Annotated in this window: 21 protein-coding genes; 11 read left to right on the forward strand and 10 right to left on the reverse strand. The window is 66.9% G+C overall.

The window, feature by feature from the left end:
- Positions 1-3: 3 nt before the first annotated feature.
- From Q664_RS16825 to rtcR, 4 genes are all read right to left on the reverse strand, one after another.
- Positions 4-873 (reverse strand): DMT family transporter, encoded by an 870-nt coding sequence (locus tag Q664_RS16825; RefSeq protein ID WP_043395888.1) that lies wholly within the window; start codon positions 871-873, stop codon positions 4-6.
- Positions 874-1002: 129 nt separating this feature from the next.
- Positions 1003-2352 carry a hypothetical protein gene (locus Q664_RS16830; RefSeq protein WP_043395891.1) on the reverse strand — a complete coding sequence of 450 codons (1350 nt, stop codon included), beginning with the start codon at positions 2350-2352 and terminating at the stop codon, positions 1003-1005.
- A gap of 56 nt (positions 2353-2408) precedes the next feature.
- Positions 2409-3815, reverse strand: a complete 1407-nt coding sequence (locus tag Q664_RS16835) for an MATE family efflux transporter (RefSeq protein ID WP_052518247.1) — start codon at positions 3813-3815, stop codon at positions 2409-2411.
- A 67-nt stretch (positions 3816-3882) separates the two neighbouring features.
- Positions 3883-5523 carry an RNA repair transcriptional activator RtcR gene (gene rtcR, locus Q664_RS16840; RefSeq protein WP_043395894.1) on the reverse strand — a complete coding sequence of 547 codons (1641 nt, stop codon included), beginning with the start codon at positions 5521-5523 and terminating at the stop codon, positions 3883-3885.
- Between the two features lie 139 nt (positions 5524-5662).
- Here rtcR and Q664_RS16845 point away from each other — a divergent pair, with 139 nt between their 5' ends.
- The 3 genes from Q664_RS16845 to Q664_RS16855 all read left to right on the forward strand — a co-directional run bounded on the left by Q664_RS16845 (position 5663) and on the right by Q664_RS16855 (position 9027).
- Positions 5663-6898: an RtcB family protein gene (locus Q664_RS16845; RefSeq protein ID WP_043395896.1), complete on the forward strand. Its 1236-nt coding sequence runs from the start codon at positions 5663-5665 to the stop codon at positions 6896-6898.
- Positions 6899-7153: 255 nt separating this feature from the next.
- Positions 7154-8176: an RNA 3'-terminal phosphate cyclase gene (gene rtcA / locus Q664_RS16850; protein ID WP_043395899.1), complete on the forward strand. Its 1023-nt coding sequence runs from the start codon at positions 7154-7156 to the stop codon at positions 8174-8176.
- Positions 8177-8232: 56 nt separating this feature from the next.
- Positions 8233-9027 (forward strand): hypothetical protein, encoded by a 795-nt coding sequence (locus Q664_RS16855; protein WP_160174423.1) that lies wholly within the window; start codon positions 8233-8235, stop codon positions 9025-9027.
- Between the two features lie 147 nt (positions 9028-9174).
- Here the strand turns inward: Q664_RS16855 and Q664_RS16860 are convergent, their stop codons facing one another.
- The 3 genes from Q664_RS16860 to Q664_RS60910 form a co-directional block, all read right to left on the reverse strand.
- Positions 9175-9819, reverse strand: a complete 645-nt coding sequence (locus Q664_RS16860; RefSeq protein ID WP_043395905.1) for a glutathione S-transferase N-terminal domain-containing protein — start codon at positions 9817-9819, stop codon at positions 9175-9177.
- A 103-nt stretch (positions 9820-9922) separates the two neighbouring features.
- A complete protein-coding gene (locus tag Q664_RS60905; protein ID WP_235216727.1) occupies positions 9923-10771 on the reverse strand; it encodes a hypothetical protein in 849 nt (282 codons plus the stop codon).
- On the reverse strand, positions 10768-11454 hold the full coding sequence (locus tag Q664_RS60910; protein ID WP_043395908.1) for a hypothetical protein: 687 nt from the start codon (positions 11452-11454) through the stop codon (positions 10768-10770). The genes Q664_RS60905 and Q664_RS60910 overlap by 4 nt, the downstream gene beginning before the upstream one ends.
- A gap of 139 nt (positions 11455-11593) precedes the next feature.
- Here Q664_RS60910 and Q664_RS16875 point away from each other — a divergent pair, with 139 nt between their 5' ends.
- The 3 genes from Q664_RS16875 (at position 11594) to Q664_RS60915 (ending at position 13465) form a co-directional block, all read left to right on the forward strand.
- A complete protein-coding gene (locus tag Q664_RS16875; protein ID WP_043395910.1) occupies positions 11594-12559 on the forward strand; it encodes a 3-hydroxyacyl-CoA dehydrogenase family protein in 966 nt (321 codons plus the stop codon).
- The gene (locus Q664_RS16880) at positions 12556-13140 is read left to right on the forward strand and encodes an MPN domain-containing protein (RefSeq protein ID WP_043395913.1); all 585 of its coding nucleotides are present in this window, start codon (positions 12556-12558) and stop codon (positions 13138-13140) included. Before Q664_RS16875 ends, Q664_RS16880 begins: the two co-directional genes overlap by 4 nt.
- Positions 13141-13252: 112 nt before the next feature.
- Positions 13253-13465: a hypothetical protein gene (locus Q664_RS60915; protein WP_143196155.1), complete on the forward strand. Its 213-nt coding sequence runs from the start codon at positions 13253-13255 to the stop codon at positions 13463-13465.
- 161 nt (positions 13466-13626) lie between these two features.
- Here the strand turns inward: Q664_RS60915 and Q664_RS59090 are convergent, their stop codons facing one another.
- Positions 13627-14313, reverse strand: coding sequence for a hypothetical protein (locus Q664_RS59090; protein ID WP_043395916.1), 687 nt, complete (start codon positions 14311-14313; stop codon positions 13627-13629).
- Between the two features lie 228 nt (positions 14314-14541).
- On the opposite strand from Q664_RS59090, the gene Q664_RS16890 reads away from it, so the two are divergent.
- From Q664_RS16890 to ruvA, 4 genes are all read left to right on the forward strand, one after another.
- Positions 14542-15687 (forward strand): response regulator, encoded by a 1146-nt coding sequence (locus Q664_RS16890; protein ID WP_043396303.1) that lies wholly within the window; start codon positions 14542-14544, stop codon positions 15685-15687.
- A gap of 44 nt (positions 15688-15731) precedes the next feature.
- Positions 15732-16481: a YebC/PmpR family DNA-binding transcriptional regulator gene (locus Q664_RS16895; protein ID WP_043395920.1), complete on the forward strand. Its 750-nt coding sequence runs from the start codon at positions 15732-15734 to the stop codon at positions 16479-16481.
- A gap of 86 nt (positions 16482-16567) precedes the next feature.
- Positions 16568-17143 carry a crossover junction endodeoxyribonuclease RuvC gene (gene ruvC, locus Q664_RS16900; protein WP_043395922.1) on the forward strand — a complete coding sequence of 192 codons (576 nt, stop codon included), beginning with the start codon at positions 16568-16570 and terminating at the stop codon, positions 17141-17143.
- Positions 17140-17751 carry a Holliday junction branch migration protein RuvA gene (gene ruvA, locus Q664_RS16905; RefSeq protein ID WP_043395925.1) on the forward strand — a complete coding sequence of 204 codons (612 nt, stop codon included), beginning with the start codon at positions 17140-17142 and terminating at the stop codon, positions 17749-17751. Before ruvC ends, ruvA begins: the two co-directional genes overlap by 4 nt.
- Positions 17752-17758: 7 nt before the next feature.
- Here the strand turns inward: ruvA and Q664_RS59095 are convergent, their stop codons facing one another.
- Complete coding sequence (locus Q664_RS59095; RefSeq protein ID WP_160174424.1) at positions 17759-17914, reverse strand: hypothetical protein; 156 nt, start codon at positions 17912-17914, stop codon at positions 17759-17761.
- A 14-nt stretch (positions 17915-17928) separates the two neighbouring features.
- On the opposite strand from Q664_RS59095, the gene Q664_RS16910 reads away from it, so the two are divergent.
- Positions 17929-18942 carry an ATP-grasp domain-containing protein gene (locus tag Q664_RS16910; RefSeq protein ID WP_084609979.1) on the forward strand — a complete coding sequence of 338 codons (1014 nt, stop codon included), beginning with the start codon at positions 17929-17931 and terminating at the stop codon, positions 18940-18942.
- On the opposite strand, the gene Q664_RS60025 is transcribed toward Q664_RS16910, so the two are convergent.
- On the reverse strand, positions 18933-19580 hold the full coding sequence (locus tag Q664_RS60025; RefSeq protein ID WP_043395928.1) for a TraR/DksA family transcriptional regulator: 648 nt from the start codon (positions 19578-19580) through the stop codon (positions 18933-18935). The genes Q664_RS16910 and Q664_RS60025 overlap by 10 nt on opposite strands.
- Between the last annotated feature and the right edge of the window lie 65 nt (positions 19581-19645).

The following is a 19645-nucleotide window of genomic DNA, read 5'->3' on the forward strand; positions in this document are numbered from 1 at the left end:
GGGTCACCCCGTACCCGTGGGAGCTGGAACCGGCCGTGCCGGAGTCCGGGACTCACTGGCGACCCAAGCACCCGAAACGAGCACAACCCCCACGCCGAGGAGCCCGAGGGGTCCGAGGGTCTCGCCGAAGACGAGCACGCCCACGAGGGCGGCGGTGAGGGGCTCCAGGTAGGTGAGGGCGCCGACGGTGGCGGTGGGGACGAAGCGGAGTCCGGAATAGAACAGGCTGTTGGCGGTGATGCCGCACAGCACGGTGCCGGCGGCCACCTGGAGGAGGCTGGAGTCGAGGGCGGGAGGCAGGGCGCCGCGTCCGAAGAAGAGCAACAGGAGGAGGCCGGAGGGGAGGGCGTGGAGGGAGTTGATGGCCAGGGGCGAGAAGGAGCGGGCGGCCTCCTTGGAGGCGAGGACGTTGGCCATGAAGAAGACGGCGCTGCCGGCGCCAAGCAGGGCGGTCCAGGGGTCGGACAGGCCGCCCTGGGGCGTGCCGAGGATGAGGGCGAGCCCCCCGAGCGTCAGCGGCGCACCGATGAGGGCGCGGGGGGAGCGGCGCTCGCGGAGGACCCAGGGGGCGGCGAGGGCGATGAGGAGGGGGGCGAGGTAGTGGGTGAGGACGGCGACGGTGACGGGCCCGCGCTGGACGGCGGCGAAGTAGAGGGCGGCGTTGGCGGCGTCGCACACCGCGAGGACACCGAGCGCGAGGGTGGCGCGCCGGTCTCGGAAGGCCTCGCGGCGGAAGACGAAGGGGGCGGGCAGGGCCATGACGGCCATGACGAGCAGGGCGCTCTGGGGACCGGAGAGCCCCGCGGGCCGCAAGACGAGCGGCCAGCATCCCCAGAGGAGGGTCCCCAGGGCGACCATGACGAAGTACCTCACGACGGCTCCAGACGGGTGGGGGCGCGCGGGCCCCGAGGCGGGCGCGGAGCGTAGCCGAGCCGCCCGGTGGACGCGCGGAGGGAGGGAACACGGCCCCCGCCCGGAGGCAGGGGAAGCGGCCGGAGCGGCTCAGCCGATGCGGCCGATCTCCGCGCCGCGCTCGTAGACGGTGATGGGGCCGTCCTCGGAGACGTTGATGGCCACGCCGCGGAAGCTGGCGCGCCAGGCCGCGAGGGCGCGGGCGCCGGGCATGCTGGGCTCGCGCACCCCGAGCCGGGCGATCTCCTTGGGACTGGAGACCATGCAGGCGATGTCGAGCACACTGCCGTCCTGGTCGAGCACGACGGCGCCATCGGTGGCGGCGGCGGCGGTGATGACCTGGCGCTGGGCCCAGACGGAGATGTTCTGCCCGCGGAGGCTGCGGCGCAGGTGGCTGTTGGCGGCCAGGGGGTGGCCGTGATCTGGAACGAGGTCGGTGAGCTCCTGGTTCGAGTCGAGCAGACAGAAGAGGGCACCGGTGCGCTCGTAGGCCAGGTCGATGGCGGCGCGGAGCACGCCGATGACGACGTCCTCCCGGAAGCGGGAGGAGATGCGCTCGTGGAGGGCCTCGTAGTCGAGCACGCGCCAGTGGCCGTGGGACTTCTGGAAGACGGAGCCCTTGCCACTGAGGATGAAGAGGTCGCTCTGGGGCGAGGTCACCAGCGCCACGTCGTGGGCGGCATGCGCGAGCACGGCCTGGACGGGGACGAGCGTCTCGTGGGGGGCGTAGCGCAGGGCGGCTTCGTTGCGGTCCACCTCGGCGAGCGAGATGAAGCCGATGATGGAGCCGGACTGCATGCTGGCGAGCAGCGCGACGCGGCGGCCGTCCACGACGGTGCGGATCCACTTCTCCTTCAGGAGGGCGTTCTCGATGGAGAGGCCGCCGGGCAGGGGGATGAACTTGTTCTGGAGCTTCTGGACGAGCTGGCTGGCCTTGCGCGCGATGATGAGGCAGTGGCGGACGTTGCGGCCCTCGTAGGTGAGGGCCATGGAGTCCTCCATGGCGCGGACCCAGTTGGACATCTTGTGGGGCCGGGAGTTGAGGTAGCGGGCCACGGCGCGGCGCAGACGCGTCTGCTCGAGCGCGGCCCAGTGCTCGTCCAGGGAGCGCGCCGAGGTGACGTGGGTCAGGTCATCATTGAAGACGCGGCAGAAGGAGCGGGCGAAGTGGCTGTCGCCGACGCGCACGGGGCGGCGCAGATCGATGAGGAGCCCCGCCTGGGGCGTGGGTTGATCGAAGTAGAGGAGGGCGGCGAGGCGGCGCTCGTCGAGCGGGAGCACCTTGGGCTTGAGCGCGGCGCGCGGGCCGAGCTCCGCCACGTGCGCGGCGAGCTCGTCCGCCGAGAGCGAGGACGTGGTGCTGCCGGGGAAGATGTCCTTGAAGGCGGTGGCCAGCGAGGCGAGAGCATCGATGACGACCAGGGGCCTGCGCGTTCGCATCGGAGTCCCATTCTAGTCAGGCCGGACGGAGTTCCCCCACAAAACGGAAGGGGACCTCAACCGGCGGCGGCCACCGCGGCGGGCTGCTCCACCGCCGGTCCGACGAGCGACTGCTTCTCCCAGGCCCGGCTCCTCCAGCGGAACCAGAAGACGAGGCCGCGCGTCCACTCGTCCGCCGCCACGGCGAGCCAGACGCCGGCCAGTCCCAGGTTCCACTTGAAGACGAAGAGGTAACCCAGGGACAGGCTCAGGCAGGCCATGGACAGGAAGCCCATGTAGACGGTGAAGGTGGCATCCCCGGCGGCCCGCAGCGCGTTGACCAGGACGAGGTTGAAGGAGCGCCCCGTCTCCAGGATGAGGCTGAGGACGATGACCTGGGACGTCAGCCGGATGATCTCGCCATTGTCCGTGAACAGCTCGACCAGGGGCTTGCGCAGGAGGATGGCGGCCAGGTCCACGAGGACGGTGATGGCCACGCTCCACTTCAGGCTGCGCAGGGCCTGACGGTACGCGTCATCCGGGCGGTTGGCCCCCACCAGCCGCCCGATGATGATGGACGTCCCGATGCCGATGGCGAGGCTGAACAGGAAGACGTACTGGGAGATGGCGTGGGCGTACATCCGGGAGGACAGGGCCGCGGAGCCGAGCCAGGTGACGTAGTTCAGGAACACCGTCTGGCACGCGTGGTAGGTGACCTGCTCGACGGCGGAAGGGATGCCCACCTTGAAGATCTTCCGGACGTAGTCCCTGGAGAACGTCACGTAGTCCCGAGCCACCATCCGCACGTCCATCACGCGGTACAGCATCCAGATGAAGACGACGAGCGCCACGGAGCGGCTCATGACGGTGGAGATGGCCGCACCGGCCACGCCCAGCTCCGGGAAGCCGGCATGGCCGAAAATGAGCAGGTAGTTGCCGAGCACGTGGACCACGTTCATGCCCAGCGCGACGTACATGGACTGCCGGGTGAAGCCGTAGGTGCGGATCAGGCTGGAGAAGACGTTGATGAGCGCCTGGATGAAGAGGGAGCCGCCCGCGATGCCCATGTACGTCCGCGCGTAGGCGAGCACCGGCCCCTGCAGGTTCATGTGGGTCAGGATGGCGTCGCCGAACATCAGCAGACCCGCGCTGACCACGAGGCCCAGCAGGAGGTTCAGCGTGATGGCGAGGGCGGAGATCCGGGCGGCCTCCTGGGCTCGCCGGGCGCCGATGTACTGGGCCACGACGATGGAGGCCCCGTTGCTGATGACCTCCATGATGAGGATGCAGATGAAGATGTACTGATTGACGACGCCGACCGCGGCCACGGCATCGTCGGAGACGCCGCTGAGCATCAGCGTGTCCGCCGTGCCCATCAGCATGAATAGTAGGAACTCAAAGAAGATGGGCCACGTCAGCTGCAACAGCCCCAGAGAAGGTTGTCCCGATGTCGAGCCAGGGTGTACGGCCGTCTCGTTCGTCACGCGCGGGCGTTTCTCATGACCGTGCCCCGGCGTCGAGCGCGCAGTAGCCGCTTGTCTGCCCGGTTACTCACTCCACCGCGGTGGCCCCGCGTACCGCGACGTCGGCCCAGCTCAGCCCAAAGCGGGTGAGGTACTTCCGCAGCCGGTCCGCGTCGTTGATGCTCTTCTTCTGGGCTCGTGATTGCGCGAAGAGGGCCCGCCCCGCGTCGGACAGGGTACGCGCCTGCCGGCACACGGCGAGCACTTCCGCGAGCTGCGCCCGATCGAACCGGTCCAGCGCCTCGGCGCGCTCGTCTCCGAGCACTTCCACCACGAGGTCCACTGCTGGCGTCTGTCGTGACGGCCCGCTCTTCGCCCAGGCCGCGCGCAGCCGTTCGATTTCCTCGTCCACACCCTCGCGGGTGATGCGGCCCCCGGGCGCGAGTGTCGCCATCCGCAGCACCGCCGCGTTGAGATCCCGGAAGTTGCCGCTCCAGCGGGCCTCGGGAGAGGTGGCGAAGCGCAGGAAGTGCTCTTGCGCCTCCTTGTTCATCGTCACCCGCGTCTCCAACGCTCGCGAGGCCTGGTCCAGCTCGTAGAGGAGGTTGGGCGGGATGTCCTCGGTCCGCTCGCACAGAGGGGGCAGCCGGAAGGTCCACAGGTTGATGCGGGCCAGCAGGTCCTCCCGGAAGCGCCCGCGCTCCACCTCGGCCTGGAGATCCCTGTTGGTGCCGGCGATCAGCTGGAAGTCACTCTCCGCCTCCTTGTCCGAGCCCACCGGCAGGAAGCGCTTGTCCTCGAGCGCCCGCAGCAGCATGGCCTGCTCGTCCGCGCCCAGCTCGCCAATCTCATCCAGGAACAGCACGCCGCCGTTGGCCTGGCGCAGCAGCCCCGGCCGGTCTCCCACCGCTCCGGTGAAGGCGCCCTTCACGTGGCCGAAGAGCGCGGACATGGCTCCATCCCCGCGCAGCGTGGCGCAGTTGATGTCCACGAAGGGGCCGCTCACGTGCCGCCGCGTCTTCTTCAGTTGGTAGATGCGTTTGGCGAGCTGCGACTTGCCCGCCCCCGTGGGACCGGTGAGCAGCAGCGGGGCGCGTGAGCTCGTGGCCACCTGTTCAATCCGCTCGATGAGCCGGTTGAAGGCCGGGTTGAGCGTGTCGATGCCCGCCTTGAGGAAGGACAGGCCCTCGCGCTGCTCCTGCTCGAAGCGCCGGGCCAGCGTGTCGTACTTCGAGAGGTCCAGGTCGATGATGGCATGGATGCCCGGTCGCCCCTGGTCCCGGACGCCCTGGGGCGGGGATGTCTGCACCAGCCGCCCGGGGATGTGCCGGCTCTCCACCAGGAGGAACATGGAGATCTGCACGATGTGCGTCCCGGTGGTGATGTGGACGAGGTAGTCCTCGTGCTCGGGGTGGAAGGGGTAGGCCTTCGCGTAGTCGAGCAGCGCGCCGTACGTCTCCTCCAGGTCCCACGGGTTACGGATGTTCAGCTCGGTGGTGCGCACCCGCGTCTCCGGTGACACCTGGGCGATGTCCTCCACCACCGCCTGGACGAGCTCGGCATGGCCCGGCAGCGCGAGCAGTTCCATGCGGTGCACCAGCAGGTCCTCCTGCTGGCACAGCCCCACGGTGGGGCGCCACTTCTCCCACCGCCTGGGCCCCCGCCCCGCGTCCAGCGTCGTGCCCAGCATCCCGAGGACCACCGTCTCGCGCGTCCGCGTCTTCGCCATATGGATAGGACTTTATCCCAATGGATAGGAAAAGGGGCGGGGAAGAGGGCGCCTCCCTCGGAGCGGGGTTGGCACGCGCCCTGCTCTACCTCCTCACGTGCCCGGGACGGCCCGGGCTAACGGACTGAAGGAGACGGTCATGCAGGCGCAGCGCAACTACGAGGTTCTGTCGAACGAGGCGGGTGGGGTTCCCATCAAGGCGTGGACGGTGGGCGTGCCGTTCGAGGACGAGGCGAAGAAGCAGCTGCGCGCGATGGCGTCCCTGCCGTTCATCCACAAGTGGGTCGCCGTGATGCCGGACGTGCACCGCGGGTTCGGCGCGACGGTGGGGAGCGTGGTGGCGACGGCGGGCGCGGTGATTCCGGCGGCGGTGGGCGTGGACATCGGCTGCGGGATGATCGCCGTGCGCACGACGCTGCGCGCGGAGCAGCTCCCGGACTCGCTGGGGAAGGTGCGCTCGGCCATCGAGAAGGCGGTGCCGCACGGCCGTACGGACAACGGTGGCCGCAATGACCGGGGTGCGTGGCAGGACGCGCCTGGGATGCACCGCGAGGCGTGGGGCCGCCTGAAGCCTGGCTATGACGCCATCCTGGAGAAGCACCCGCGCCTGGGCCGTGGCCCGGACCTGGGTCACCTCGGGACGCTGGGGACGGGGAACCACTTCATCGAGGTGTGCCTGGATGAGGCCGGCCAGGTGTGGCTGATGCTGCACAGCGGCTCGCGCGGGGTGGGGAACCGGATTGGTAGCCACTTCATCGAGCTGGCGAAGGAGGACATGCAGCGCTTCTTCATCCACCTGCCGGAGAAGGACCTGGCGTACCTGCCCGAGGGGACGGAGTACTTCGAGGACTACCTGCACGCGGTGAGCTGGGCGCAGGAGTACGCGGCGATGAACCGCGAGCTGATGTTGCGCTCGGTGGTGGAGGCGCTGAAGGCGAGCGGTGAGCTGCCGGAGTTCGAGCTCACCGAGGCGGCGGTGAACTGCCACCACAACTACGTGGCGCGTGAGCACCACTACGGGAAGAACGTGTTCGTGACGCGGAAGGGTGCGGTGCGGGCGCGTGAGGGGGACCTCGGGATCATCCCCGGCAGCATGGGGGCGCGGTCGTACATCGTGCGAGGGAAGGGGAACGCGGAGTCCTTCCACTCGTGCAGCCACGGGGCGGGGCGGGTGATGTCGCGTGAGGCGGCGAAGCGGCGCTTCTCGCTGGAGGACCATGCGAAGGCGACGGCGGGTATCGAGTGCCGCAAGGACGCGGAGGTCATCGACGAGACGCCCGGTGCGTACAAGCCGATCGACGCGGTGATGACGGCGCAGGCGGACCTGGTGGACGTGGTCCACACGCTGCGTCAGGTGGTGTGCGTGAAGGGTTGAGGGGAGTGGACGAAGGAGGTTCCCGACGAAGGAGGGCCACATGAGGGGATGAAGACATCGAGATGCCCGCTCTCTCCGAGACTTCGGTCGCCAGGATGAGGGAGCGGGCATCGCTACGTGCGGGCAGTGTCAGGCGCGCTATTCTCCTCCGTGTATCTGTCCCTCCACTCCACTCCACTCCCTCTCCCGTCGGGAGAGGGTCGGGGTGAGGGTATCGGGGCCATGGGTTGGCCTGGTGAAATCAGGGGTTCTGTGATGATTCGCATCGATGGTTCGAAGGGAGAGGGAGGGGGACAGGTGCTGCGCACGTCGCTGGCGCTGTCGCTGGTGACGGGAAAACCCTTCCAGATGGTGAATATCCGAGCGGGGCGCTCGAAGCCGGGCCTGCTGAGGCAGCACCTGACGGCGGTGAAGGCGGCGGCGGCGGTGGGGGAGGCGGAGCTGGAGGGAGCGGAGCTGCACTCGAAGGAGCTGACGTTCCGGCCGAAGGCCCTGCAGTCAGGGGACTACCATTTCGCGGTGGGGACGGCGGGGAGCGCGACGCTGGTGTTGCAGACGGTGCTGCCGGCGCTGATGACGGCGAGCGGGCCGTCGACGCTGGTGCTCGAGGGAGGGACGCACAACCCGGCGGCGCCGCCGTTCGACTTCCTGACGAAGGCGTACCTGCCGCTGGTGCGGCGGATGGGGCCGGGGGTGGAGGCCACGCTGGAGAAGCATGGGTTCTTCCCGGCGGGGGGAGGGAAGTTCGAGGTGCTGATGCAGCCCGCGCCGCTGAAGCCGTTGCACCTGCTGGAGCGGGGGAACGTGGTGCGGCGGCAGGCGACGGCGATGATCGCGCAGGTGCCGTACGACGTGGCGAAGCGGGAGCTGGAGACGGTGGGGAAGAAGCTCGGGTGGCTGGCGGAGGAGCGGCGGGTGGAGGAGCTGAAGCGCTCGGCGGGGCCGGGGAACGTGGTGTGGCTGGAGGTGGAGAGCGAGCACGTCACGGAGGTGTTCACCGGGTTCGGTGAGCGGGGCGTGCGAGCGGAGGACATCGCCGAGGCGGTGGCGGAGGAGGCCCAGGTCTACCTGGAGGCCGGAGTGCCGGTGGGGGAACACCTGGCGGACCAGCTCATGCTGTTGCTGGCGCTGGCCCGAGGGGGCTCGTTCCGGACGCTGCCGCTCGATGGGCATGCGCAGACGCAGATCGAGACGTTTGCTCACTTCCTCGACGTGAAGGTCTCGGTCGAGGAAGTGTCTCCGCAGGTGAGAGAGGTGGAGGTCGGGAAACGCGGGTAATGAATCAACGAGAATGAGAAAGCTCCACTATGAATGCTAGTTCAAGTCGTTTGGCTGTGTCAGAGCAGCGAGATGAAATTCTGGAAAAACTGGGCGAGGTCATTGGTTTCTACTCTGCAACCAAAAGACGCTACTCATTGCTCTTGGTTACGAGCAAGTCAGTGAGCGGATTGTTGGCACAGCATCAGGAAGGCAAGTCGTCCCAGAATGTCGGCATTAAAAACGACGCGGTTTATCAGCTTGTCTGTGATTCCTTTGATATGCTCGTTATCGACCTCCTCTCGGTTCGACAGGCATTGATTAAGGATGGCGGACTCCTTTGCCTCTTGAAGAAGAATCCCGATCGCTTGCGGCGATGTGAGGCCTCTGAGATTGAAACGGTCGGCGTCCACATTGGCAGCCTTGTGGATGTGGAGGATCTTGAGCGCTTTGTGGCTGAGGCCGAGGACCGTCAACGCAAGCAGATCGCTCAAAAGATCAATAGCGCGCTAGAGCTTTTGGTGCCGTCTGGTGAATCGGGCACAAAGGAGGGCGTAGAGGCCCTCATTAAGCGATTCATAAAGGAGACGGAACCATTGGAACGTGATCGCAATAGATTCCGTGCGCATCGTTATGAGCAGAATTTTAATAAACAAAGCTTCCAGCCGCTGAGCACTCTAAAAGCACAACTAGACGCCTTCGAACGGCTTCTGGGTGCCCTCCATATTGTTCTGGAAAGGCCAATAGACGACTTTGTGGATGAAGATGGTGAATCGCTCCTCTTCGAGGAGCGAATGTTCGTGGCGGATATCCAAGGGACCGCTGAAGACCTTGCGGACATCATTGTAAATGGGAGAACCTCCAAGCAGTAGGGTTGTCGTCGGCCTTATTCTTATGGTCCTGGTATTCTCTATCGCGTGGATTGCTACCAAAGGTCGAAGCCCCCTCGGGGGTTCACCGTGTTTCTTGGCGAAGTGAGAGGGGCGTATCAAAATTTGTGGTTCACGCCCGCTGGCTGTTCAAGCGTCGAAACGATAGGTGGTATCGCCGACGGAGGTTCGAGTTGAGAACTGCTGGCAGAACTCGTTCAATGTGGCGTAGGATGCTGTTGGCAGAACGCCTCGGAACTCCAGATGAGTCATGAGGCAGAAGAGAGTGACCTCCAGATAGCTCAGGTCTCGATGCTGAGGGATCCCGGAGAGGATGGAGTTCGCGTTTTCCTCCAGCCACGACATCATGTTGACCAATGACTGTCGCATTTTCGCTTGATGGACACTGCTGTCGCTGGTGCCGGCTGCCTTGCCCATGATCAGCGACACTTCCGTTGACATGGCCTGAAGAACGATCTCCTGCGCATTGGCAAGCAGCGGTTGGTCGTGGTCCTCGGGCCAGACCACACGAGGCCTGGGGTTCGAGCGCCGCCAGAGTTCGCGACAGACATTGAGGGAACCGAACCAGACACCTTGGGGCGTCTGCAAGCTCGGGATTTTGAGCGCGGGGTTGCCGCCGTAATCCTCCGCAGTGGGGGACATGAGATCTCGCACCACCCGCAGGGAGTAGTCGACGCGCATTTCCGCGGCGAAGATCCGCGTAACGCGCGTGAAGTGTGAGCTCGAGCGGCCGATGATGACGGGCTTGGCGAGTTCTTCGGGCGCGGCTGCCATGCGTGTTCCTCCGATCCGGTAGCGATACGAGGCAACCGTAGGCGTATCTGCGCGCAGTGCACAAGCCGGAAGGGAGTAGGTGCTGAACTCGGGCGTTGGGCGGTTACTCGTCCTCGCCTTCGCTCTCCGCTGCTGCATCCTCAGCTTTCTCTTGCTCGGCGGCCTTCTTCATCTCTTCCCACTTCGTCAGGGCGGATGCCACATGGTGGAGCGTGTGTCGCTGTAGCCTCTTGTGATGCACCGCGAAGTAGTATTCCCCGGCGATTGAAACGAAGTCGAAAGGCGAGGCCGGGTGATCCTTCAGCCACGCCTCTGCTTCTGCACGGGTTCCAAAAGACGGCGGCGTGGTAGGTATGCCTCCTGCGGTCAGCTCCCCGATGTACGGCTCGATGATGTAGTCGCGGTATATGAAGCGAGCGTTGTCCTCACGAGTATACACAGCCTGATAGTACTCATCGCCAATGAGTATGAATGACGGACTGGGGGGCTCCGCTGTTCCCTTCAGCCATGCCTCTGCTTCATCGCGCGTCGCGAAATGCGCGATAGCGAGCGGAGCATAGTCAAGGCGATTATTGATGTAGTCCTCGCAAGTGTCGAGCTGTCCTGTGTCGGCTACGAAGTTGACCTGATGGATGAGGAGGAGCACCGATCGCTTTTGTTCAGGCTCGAGCGTCTCGTTGAAATCCTTCAGGAGGAACTCCATGGCCTTTTGAGAGTTCGCCGCATCCTTACGTGTTTCAAGAGCGGTGCTCGCATGGGCGCTTGGCGGGGGCGCGAGCCTCTTGAGGTAATCCTCGAACAGATAGACCTGGCCTGTTGCGCTGATGAAGTCTCTGTACACGTTCACCCGCGCCCAGAGTTGCTGTTCTTCTTTTCTGCCTTCGAGCCCCGCTGCGCGCCAACGGGATGCGGCGAATCGAGCTGCGCTGTTGAGGGAATCATGGATCTTCACCGGGCGGTCTCCGCGACGATGGGAGAGGGGAACCCCGAGGTGTTCTCCGTGAACAACACGAGCGGCATCAGGATGAGCGCACCTGCTCCCGCAGCAGTGCCTACGGCAACGAAGGCGACTCCCGCGATGACGATGACGGTTCCTGCGAGAAGTTGCTCACGGTGGGTCTTGATCCAATCAAGCGCGGGCTCTATCGCATGGAATTCCGCAGCGTATTCTTCGGCCCAACTGCCCCTTCCCTTCGTGCATAAAACTGCTTGTTCCATGCAATGCCTCGGACACCACCATGTCCTGGCAATGCGCCATGGCTGTCTTTTGACATCATCGTACTTCGACTGGCCAACCTGGATCGGTCTGCTGCTCGCAAGGCAGTCCTGCTGGCACTGGACTCGTCGGCCTTCGCAGTACTCCTTCAACCCCGTAGAGGAGACGCGCACGATTCCTTGGTTCGGGTTCATCGCGCTCAGGGCGGATTGGAATTTCGTCAGATCGAAGTCCTTGAGCGGCTTCCAATCGTGAGTGATTCGTCCATCCGGCGTCTCCTGGATGATGAGCGCATACCTGGCCAGATCGTGCGGACCGGTAGGTCCCTGGGCCGCGACAATGGGCTGGGTGACGCTACAGGCCATGAGGAGACCGAGGCTCGACGCCATGAACTTCCGCACGAGCGTTGTGGTGGACATGCAGGATTCCCGGAGTGGTGTTCCAGCCATCCCTTTGATGTCTGGAGAATGGGGAGCCTAGAGGGAGTGACGCGACGGCACACCTGGTCACTGAAGAGGGCGTTGCCTTTCATACCCTGGAGAGGAGATTCTCCCGTCCATGGAATCCAGGCGAATCAAGAGAATCGGTATGGTGGGGGGTGGTGTCATGGGCTGCGGCATCGCGCTCGAGTTCGCTACCGCGGGCCGGCAGGTGACGCTCTACAACACCCGCTCGGACAGCAGTGCCCAGGCCCAGGTGCGCATGGAGCACGATGCGGCCCAGATGGTGGAGACAGGGCTTCTCTCCCCGGCCCAGGCCTCCGCCGCGCTCGCGCGCATCCGGCGCACCACCGTCCTCGCCGAGGCCGTCGCGGACAAGGACTTCGTCATCGAGTCCGTCCCCGAGGATCTCGCTCTCAAGCAGCGGGTCTTCAAGGAACTGGATGGGATCGCCTCTCCGGCCACCATCCTTGCCTCCAACACCACCTCTCTCAGCGTGACTGCGATCGCCAGGGACTGTTCCCGGCCCGAGCGCGTCCTCTCCGCGCACTACTACCTGCCCGCGAACCTCATCCCCCTCGTGGATGTCATCCCCGGTGAGAAGACGTCTCTGGAGGTCGTCGAGGCCACCCGGCTCCTGCTCGAAGAGGTGGGCAAGGCCCCCGTGGTGTTCCAACGCGATGTGCCAGGCTCCATCGGTCCCCGTCTTCAGCAGGCGTTGATCGCCGAGGCCCTCCGCCTCGTCCAGGAGGGCGTGGCAACCCCGGAGATGGTGGACCGGGCCATCACCCATGGGATGGGGCGGCGCCTCGGCGTCACTGGTGTCTTCGACCGGTTGGATCTCGTGGGGTTGGATCAGATGGCGGCCATCATGCGCGGCTCCAACCGCCCCGTGCCCCCGGTCATCGCCCAGAAGGTCGAGCGGGGGGAGTTCGGGCTCAAGTCGGGGCAGGGCTTCTATTCGTGGACGCCCGATGCCACCGCCGCCTTCGAGGAGCGTGTGGCTCGCCACCTCAGCGCCCAGCTCCGTGAGGAGCGTGCCTCGGGCAGGTTGCGCACTCCTTCTCCGGAGACGGAGTCGTGACTCCCGACACCGTGCTGCTGGACCTGTCCGTGCTCGCCGATTTCTTCGGCGACTCGGTGCGCGAGTACGAGTCGTGTACCCCCGAGCTCCCGCCTCGCTGCTGGGCCATCCTGCTCGGGCGTTTCTCCGAAGACGCCATGTCCGTGGAGCGCGTCCGCTTCGCGCGCAACATTCGTGAGTCCGACGGCGCGGTGCTCGAGGAGTTCCAGTCCACCATCATCCCGCGCTTCGGCGCCTGTTACTCCAATGGCCGTCGCGGCTTCTGGTGCGAACCCAAGGAACTCCTGCGCATTTCCCAGGAGGCCGAGGCCGAGGGGCTGGAGGTGCTCGGCTCCATCCACCTGCACCCGGATTGGCACCGCATCGGCCCGCCTCATGAGCGCGGCCTCCGCGTCAGCCAGGATCCCACTCCCATGGATCGGCACCTCTTCTGCGGCTCCGGCTGGCCGCTCAACATGATCCTCTACCTGGAGCGGCGCGAGGGGCGGATCTATCAGTCGCTCGGGGCCTGGGCTCCTCCCTCCACGCCTGGCGACAGCTGCCGGCCCCTGGCTCTTCGTCTCTCCGTCTCCGGGCGCTGAGCTTCCGCGAACGGAGCGAGAAGGTCCGCTCCTTCTTGGGTGGGTCCCGGGTGAGCCCCGGGGCCCGGGCGTGCTTTAAAATAGGGCCGTGGCCGACTTCACCGAAGAGCAGATGGATTCCGCGCTCCACCTCGCCAGCCAGGAGCTGTCCTTCCCCTCGTACTATGAGGCCTGTGTCCGGCCCCTCCTGCGCAACCCCGAGGGCCATTGGCCCCGGTGCTGTGCCGGAGGTTGTGAGCCTTGTGCTCAGACCTTGATCCGGGTCGCTCTGCGCACGCTGGAGATTCTGGGGACTCCTCGCGTCACTCCTATTCCGGAGTGGTGAGCGCGGGGGCTCGGTGATGCACGCTGTTCATCCCCGGTAGACCCTCACCCCAGCCCTCTCCCAGAGGGAGAGGGGGCATACACGGAGCCAACCTGGTTGGGCTCGATACCCTCACCCCGTCCCTCTCCCGAGGGGAGAGGGAACATTGTTTCGCCATGGCCTCAGAAGAGGCGCACTCCCAGGCCCAGGCGCACCCCGTAGCCCAGCCTCGTCTGCGTCACTCCTCGCAGCTCCTTGAACACTTCCACCCCCAGCTCGCCCACCGCCGACAGCGACAGGTCCTCGCCCAGGTAGATCTCCGCTCCTCCACCCGCCATCGGCTTCACCCGCCACGTCCCCCCCGGGCTCAGTCCCAGCTCGTACGGCACCTCCACCAGCCCCACCGCCGTCACCGTCTCCGCCACCTTCCAGCTCGCCACCACCGCCGGGTTCACCTGCAGGAACCACCCCTCCAGGTTCTGCTCGTCGAAGTACCGGCTCCCCGAGTTCCCCGTCACCCCCAGCCCCAGCTCCGGCGCCACCGCCCACGTTCCGTTCGTCCATACCTGCCGCCTCGCCACTCCCTCCGCCGTCACCGCCAGCCGCAGATAGTCGAACCGCGCCCGCCCTCCCACCTCCCAGCCCCCCGTCCCCTGGCGGTACGCCGCCCCCACTTCCGGCACCCCCACCCATCCGGACACCGCCGTCGCCCCATCGGGCAACGCCGCCGGAGCCACCACCGCCCCGAAGTTCTCCCGCTTCTCCTCCAGCCTCACCGCCTCCGCCGTCGTCTCCGTGGCCGGGGCCTTCGTCTCCTGCGCCGCCGCCATCAGCGGCGTGAGCACACACACCAGCATCAGTCGCGTCATAGGCGGCCCACTCTGGCGCCTCGCCCTCGGCCCGTCGAGCGTTTCCTCGTCCCTCCCCCTGACGCTTACCCAACAATTTCAAGCCCTTGGCTTCTCGTTTCGTGTTCCCCGACAGGTATGCCAGGGAGTACTCTCGTTTCGTGGTAGTCTTCTTTCTCGGAAAGTTATACTTCTTCACCCGTAGTGGATGCCCGGTTTCTCCCAGGATCGCCGCTCCAGGGGTTCCCCATGGCCGACAGCCCGCACCGCGCCACCATCCTCGAGCCCGCACCTTCGTCCGTCTCCGCCGACGTCAGTCCCCGGCGGCGCTCCACCCGTTTCCGCCCCCGCGTCCTGCTCGTCGAGCCGGACAAGGACACGCGCTCCTCCCTCGCCCTGGGCCTCGTCGGCGCCGGCTTCGAGGTGCTCGCCGCCCCCTCCATCGAGGACGTCCTCGGGGAATTGGGTGAGGGCCGCCCGTTGCCCCACCTCGTCATCGCCCCCGCCGAGCCCAACGAGGACGGCCTGGACGGCTTCACCTTCTGCGAGCGGCTGCGCGCCGACGCCCGCACCGAGCACCTCCCGGTGTACCTCCTCTCTCGCCGCGAGGAGCCCCACCACCGCTCGCGCGCCGAGGCCGTGCGCGCCGATGACTACCTCCTCCAGCCCCTGCCTCCGCGGGTGGTGGTGTCCCTGGCCCGCCTGAAGGCCGGCCGCAGTGCCTTCGCTCCCGCCTACGAGGCCCATACCGTCCGCATGCCCCTGGCCCAGGTGCTCCATGCCCTGCTGTGTGGCTCGCGCTCCGGCCGCATCGAGCTGCGCGACAACGAGGGCTGGCTCTCCTTCCACGAGGGCCATGTGGTGGACGCGTCCTTCGAGGGCGAGCGCGGCCTCACCGCCATCCGCCGCATGCTCTTCTTCGGCTCGGGCGCCTACGCCGTCTCCTTCGCCGAGGTGCTCGCCGAGGGGAAGCTCCTGCTCAACCTGAAGATCTACGCCTCGTTGCTGCTGCCCGCCGCCGAGCGTTTCGCCGCCCTGTGCGCCCTGGGCATCCCCCTGTCCGCCCGGCTCGTGGTGGACTTCAAGCGGCTGGCGGACGTCCTCAAGTCCCTGCCCGATGACGTGGGCCAGGTCCTCCGCCTCTTCGATGGCCAGCGCACCGTGCACACCGCCTTGCTGGAGTGCCGCATGCCCGAGGTCACCACCCTGGAGGTGGTGACGTGTCTCTACGCCCAGGGCGTGCTGGTGCCCGCCAACCTCATCGCCGAGCGCGAGCCGGTGCCCCACACCATTCCGCCCTTCTTCGAGCCGGTGCTCTCCCCGGAGGCCCCTGGGGAAGAGGACGAGCCCTTCTCCGAGGCGTTCGAGACGCCGGGCCCCTCCCGGGCGGCCTGAGGCGGGCCTGGACCGGCCCCACGCCGGAGGTTAGAAGACGCGCCATGTCCGGTCACAATCGGTGGTCGAAGCTCAAGCGGTACAAGGCCGTGATGGGCGCGAGCAAGGGCAAGCTCTACAGCAAGCTCATCAAGGAGCTCACCGTCGCGGCGCGGTTGGGGGGCGGCAGCCCTGACAACAATGCCCGGTTGCGCGTGGCCATCCTCGCGGCCCGCGAGGCCAACATGCCCAACGACAACATCCAGCGCGCCATCAAGAAGGGCACCGGCGAGCTGGAGGGCGAGAGCTACGAGGAGATCGTCTACGAGGGCTATGGCCCCGGCGGCGTGGCCATGCTCGTGGAGTGCCTCACCGACAACCGCAACCGCACCGCCAGCGACATGCGCTCCATGTTCTCCAAGGAGGACGGCAATCTGGGCGCCGAAGGCTCGGTGAACTGGATGTTCCACAAGAAGGGCCTCATCACCGTGAAGCCCGGCCCCTCCGAGGACGAGGTGATGGAGAAGGCCATCGAAGCCGGCGCCGAGGACGTCATCAACCACGGCGCCGAGGGCTTCGAGGTGCGCACCGCTCCGGCGGATCTGCACGCCGTGGCCTCCAGCCTGGAGCAGTCCGGCCTGAAGCTGGGCGAGCAGAAGTGGACGTACTTCCCGCAGAACACCGTCCGCGTCGAGGGTGACAACGCGAAGAAGCTGCTCAAGCTGATGGAGTTGCTCGAGGACAACGACGACGTGCAGAACGTGCACGCCAACTTCGAGATGGACGAGGCCCTCATGGAGTCGCTCTCCGCGTAGTGGGGGAGACGGGCACATCGACACGGGGGCGGCCCGCGCGTTATAGGGCAGGCTGAACCCCTGTTCCGTTGTCCCCGGAGAGGAATTTGCGCGTCCTAGGCATCGACCCCGGCAGCCGCTTCATGGGGTATGGCGTGGTGGAGGAGCGGCGAGGCCGGCTGGTCCACGTGGGCCATGGCGTCATCAAGGTGGACCCCGACGCGCCCCTGGAGTTGCGGCTCAAGGAGCTGCATGGCGGGCTGCTGACGGCCGTGAAGCTCTACAAGCCCCAGTCCGTGGCGGTGGAGGGCGTCTTCACCTTCCGCAACGCGCGCAGTGCCCTCATCCTGGGGCATGCCCGCGGGGTGGCGCTGCTGGCCGCCGCCCAGGCCGGGCTCTCCGTGCACGAGTACCCGCCCGCCCGGGTGAAGCGCGCGGTGGGTGCCGGTGGCGCCGCCGACAAGGACGCGGTGGCGCGCATGGTATGTACCTTCCTCCAGGTCGAGGTATTGGATCGCGCGGATGCCAGTGACGCACTGGCGGTGGCGATCTGCCACCTCAACCAGGGCCGGTCCGGCGTGCCCGTATCGGGCGCCAGGCCCTCGAAGACGCGCCGCAAGTCGGCGCAGGCGCAGCTCGCGGACAAGCTGACGCCGTCCTACAGGAGGCCGGAAGCGCGATGATCGCGGCACTGCGTGGCAACGTTCTGGAGAAGAGCCTCGAGGAGGCCACCATCGACGTGGGGGGAGTGGGCTACCGCGTGTTCTTCTCCTCGCTCACGCTGGGGCGGCTGCCCGCGGAGGGCCAGCCCGTGCAGGTGCGCGTGCGCACCGTGGTGCGCGAGGACGCCTTCGAGCTGTTCGGCTTCCTCAGCCGCTCCGAGGAGGAGTTGTTCCTCCTGCTCAACTCGGTGTCCCACGTGGGGCCGAGGCTCGCGCTGGCGGTGCTCTCCGGCATGGAGGTGCCGGAGCTGGTGGCCGCGCTGGGCCGGGGCGAGGTGGCGCGCCTCACCAAGATTCACGGGGTGGGGAAGAAGACCGCCGAGCGGCTCGTGCTGGAGCTCAAGGACAAGGTGAAGACGCTGCACCTGGAGCAGGTGGCCGCCCAGGCGAAGCCCGTGGCTCCCGAGTCCGCGCAGAGGGCGGACCTCGTCTCGGCGCTCATCAACCTCGGCTACAAGCAGCCGCAGGCGGAGAAGGCCGCGGAGTCCGCCAGCGAGCGGCTCGGCGCCGAGGCCGCCTTCCAGGCCCTCTTCCGCGAGGCCCTCAAGTCCCTGCGCACCGGCGCCTAGGGAATACCTACCGGGGCTCGCCGCCTTCCTCGCCCACGGCCATGGTCGTCACGCGGTCGGAGGGCTTGGGCTTGTCGGGCTTGCTCGCCTGCTTGTCGTCGGGCTTCTTGCGCTTGGGCAGCTCGAACTTGATGAAGGGCAGGCCCTTCTTCGGCTTCGTCACGATGTCCTCCTCGCGTGTCCATCTTCAAGGTGTGCACGGCCCGGACCACCTATGTGTCCATTACCTGGGGGGAGTGCTTGAGAATCGGCATCTTTGGCGCGGCGGCGGATGTGCAATGCAAGGCAGTAGCCCGCGAGGCCTCGGTGCTCGGCGCGGATACGGTGTTCATCGAGCCCGATGCGCTCGACCGGGGCCTGCCGCTGTCCATGCTCGACGGGCGGACCTTCTACCTGGGAGAGGAGGTGGACGACGTCCAGGGCTTCTACCTCCGCTCCATCCCCGCCCCCTATGCCCCCTCGATGGAGCGCGATGGCGAGTTCGTCCTCTACGAGGACTGGTTCACCACCTTCATGCACACGCGCGAGCGGGCCTCGTACTTCGTGGCGTGGTTGCTCCAGCTCGCCCATCGGGGCGCCACGCTGGTCAACGCCCCGCACGCCGCGAGCGTCATGCAATACAAGCCCTTCCAACTCCACGCGCTGCGCGGCGTCGGGGCCCGGGTGCCGCGCACGCTCATCTCCAACGATCCGGCCGCCATCCGCGCCTTCCACGCCGAGGTGAAGGACGTCATCTTCAAGCCCATCATGGGAGGGGCCATCACCCGGGTGCTGGATGAGGAGGCGCTCGAGCGGCTCGAGGACGTCACCGCCTCGCCCGTCATCTTCCAGGAGCGCGCCCCGGGAGAGGATCTGCGCATTATGCTGGTGGGGGACGAGCTCGTCTCCTCGGTGGCCATCGACACGCCGGAGCAGCACCTCGACTTCCGGGCGGACCCCATCTACAGCGGGGGAGGGGCCTCCTACCGCGAGGTGCAACTCCCCGAGTCCGTCCAGCGTTTCTGCCGGGAGGCCGCGCGCGCGTGCGGCCTCACCTTCGCGGGCATCGACATCAAGCACCAGGGCGACGAGTGGGTGTTCCTCGAGCTCAACAGCTCACCCATCTACCTGGACGTCGAGTTGAAGCTGGGGCACCCCATCAGCCACGCCATCGCCCGGCGCGTGGTGGAAGGGGCGCGCGGTCAGAAGTAGGTGACGGCCACCGGGGGCTCCGGCGCCTCGTCGGGGACACCCTCGCGCTTGCGCTGGCAGGCGGCGCAGCACTCGGCCCAGGGCACGAGCTGCAGGCGCTCGAGCAGGATGGCGGTGCCACAGTCCTCGCACTGGCCGTACGTCGTGGGGGTCGCGGCCAGCTTCTGGAGCGCCCGCTGCACCCGCGGGAGGAGCACCGGATCCCTCTCCTCGCCAGACTCCGCCGCGTCCCGGAGTTGCTGCTGCTGCTCCTCGTCGATCGTCGACAGGACCCAGTCGGGCGGCTCCTGGCCGGACAGGACGAAGTGCAGCACGTGGAGCTGGTGCTCGGCCTCGCGGCGCTGGGCCTCGCGGCGCATGTTCACCAGCGCCGGGGTCTCCATCAGGCGTGACAGACGCTTCTGGACCTCCCGCCGCATCCCGGCGTCCCGGGTGATGACGTCGATGTAGGCCTCGGGGCTGAATCCCTGGGGCTGGCAGATCTGCTGGAGCACGCGCTCGAAGACGGGCTCGATGCCGACCGTGGCGGCGGTGGGAATCCATCCAGTGGACGATGCCAGCGCATCGAGTGTGGAGAGGACCGTCCGGTGGATGTCCGGCCACGGGGGTGGGGGGCCTTCTTTGGAACCGATCGTCATGCCTGGGGGCATCTAATCACACGGGGGCCGGGGGACACACCGGCCTGGCCGTTCAGTGCGCTTGA

The sequence above is a fragment of the Archangium violaceum Cb vi76 genome (assembly GCF_000733295.1).
Taxonomy (GTDB): Bacteria; Myxococcota; Myxococcia; order Myxococcales; family Myxococcaceae; genus Archangium; species Archangium violaceum.

Excerpts from the sequence above, each read along its gene's own strand:
- Q664_RS59090 (WP_043395916.1), bottom strand. The coding sequence starts at position 14,313 with ATGACGCGACTGATGCTGGTGTGTGTGCTCACGCCGCTGATGGCGGCG.
- Q664_RS60915 (WP_143196155.1), top strand. The coding sequence starts at position 13,253 with ATGGATTCCGCGCTCCACCTCGCCAGCCAGGAGCTGTCCTTCCCCTCG.
- rtcA (WP_043395899.1), top strand. The coding sequence starts at position 7,154 with ATGATTCGCATCGATGGTTCGAAGGGAGAGGGAGGGGGACAGGTGCTG.
- rtcR (WP_043395894.1), bottom strand. The coding sequence starts at position 5,523 with ATGGCGAAGACGCGGACGCGCGAGACGGTGGTCCTCGGGATGCTGGGC.
- Q664_RS16860 (WP_043395905.1), bottom strand. The coding sequence starts at position 9,819 with ATGGCAGCCGCGCCCGAAGAACTCGCCAAGCCCGTCATCATCGGCCGC.
- ruvA (WP_043395925.1), top strand. The coding sequence starts at position 17,140 with ATGATCGCGGCACTGCGTGGCAACGTTCTGGAGAAGAGCCTCGAGGAG.
- Q664_RS16890 (WP_043396303.1), top strand. The coding sequence starts at position 14,542 with ATGGCCGACAGCCCGCACCGCGCCACCATCCTCGAGCCCGCACCTTCG.
- Q664_RS16830 (WP_043395891.1), bottom strand. The coding sequence starts at position 2,352 with ATGCGAACGCGCAGGCCCCTGGTCGTCATCGATGCTCTCGCCTCGCTG.
- Q664_RS16895 (WP_043395920.1), top strand. The coding sequence starts at position 15,732 with ATGTCCGGTCACAATCGGTGGTCGAAGCTCAAGCGGTACAAGGCCGTG.
- Q664_RS16845 (WP_043395896.1), top strand. The coding sequence starts at position 5,663 with ATGCAGGCGCAGCGCAACTACGAGGTTCTGTCGAACGAGGCGGGTGGG.
- Q664_RS60025 (WP_043395928.1), bottom strand. The coding sequence starts at position 19,580 with ATGACGATCGGTTCCAAAGAAGGCCCCCCACCCCCGTGGCCGGACATC.
- Q664_RS16875 (WP_043395910.1), top strand. The coding sequence starts at position 11,594 with ATGGAATCCAGGCGAATCAAGAGAATCGGTATGGTGGGGGGTGGTGTC.
- Q664_RS60910 (WP_043395908.1), bottom strand. The coding sequence starts at position 11,454 with ATGTCCACCACAACGCTCGTGCGGAAGTTCATGGCGTCGAGCCTCGGT.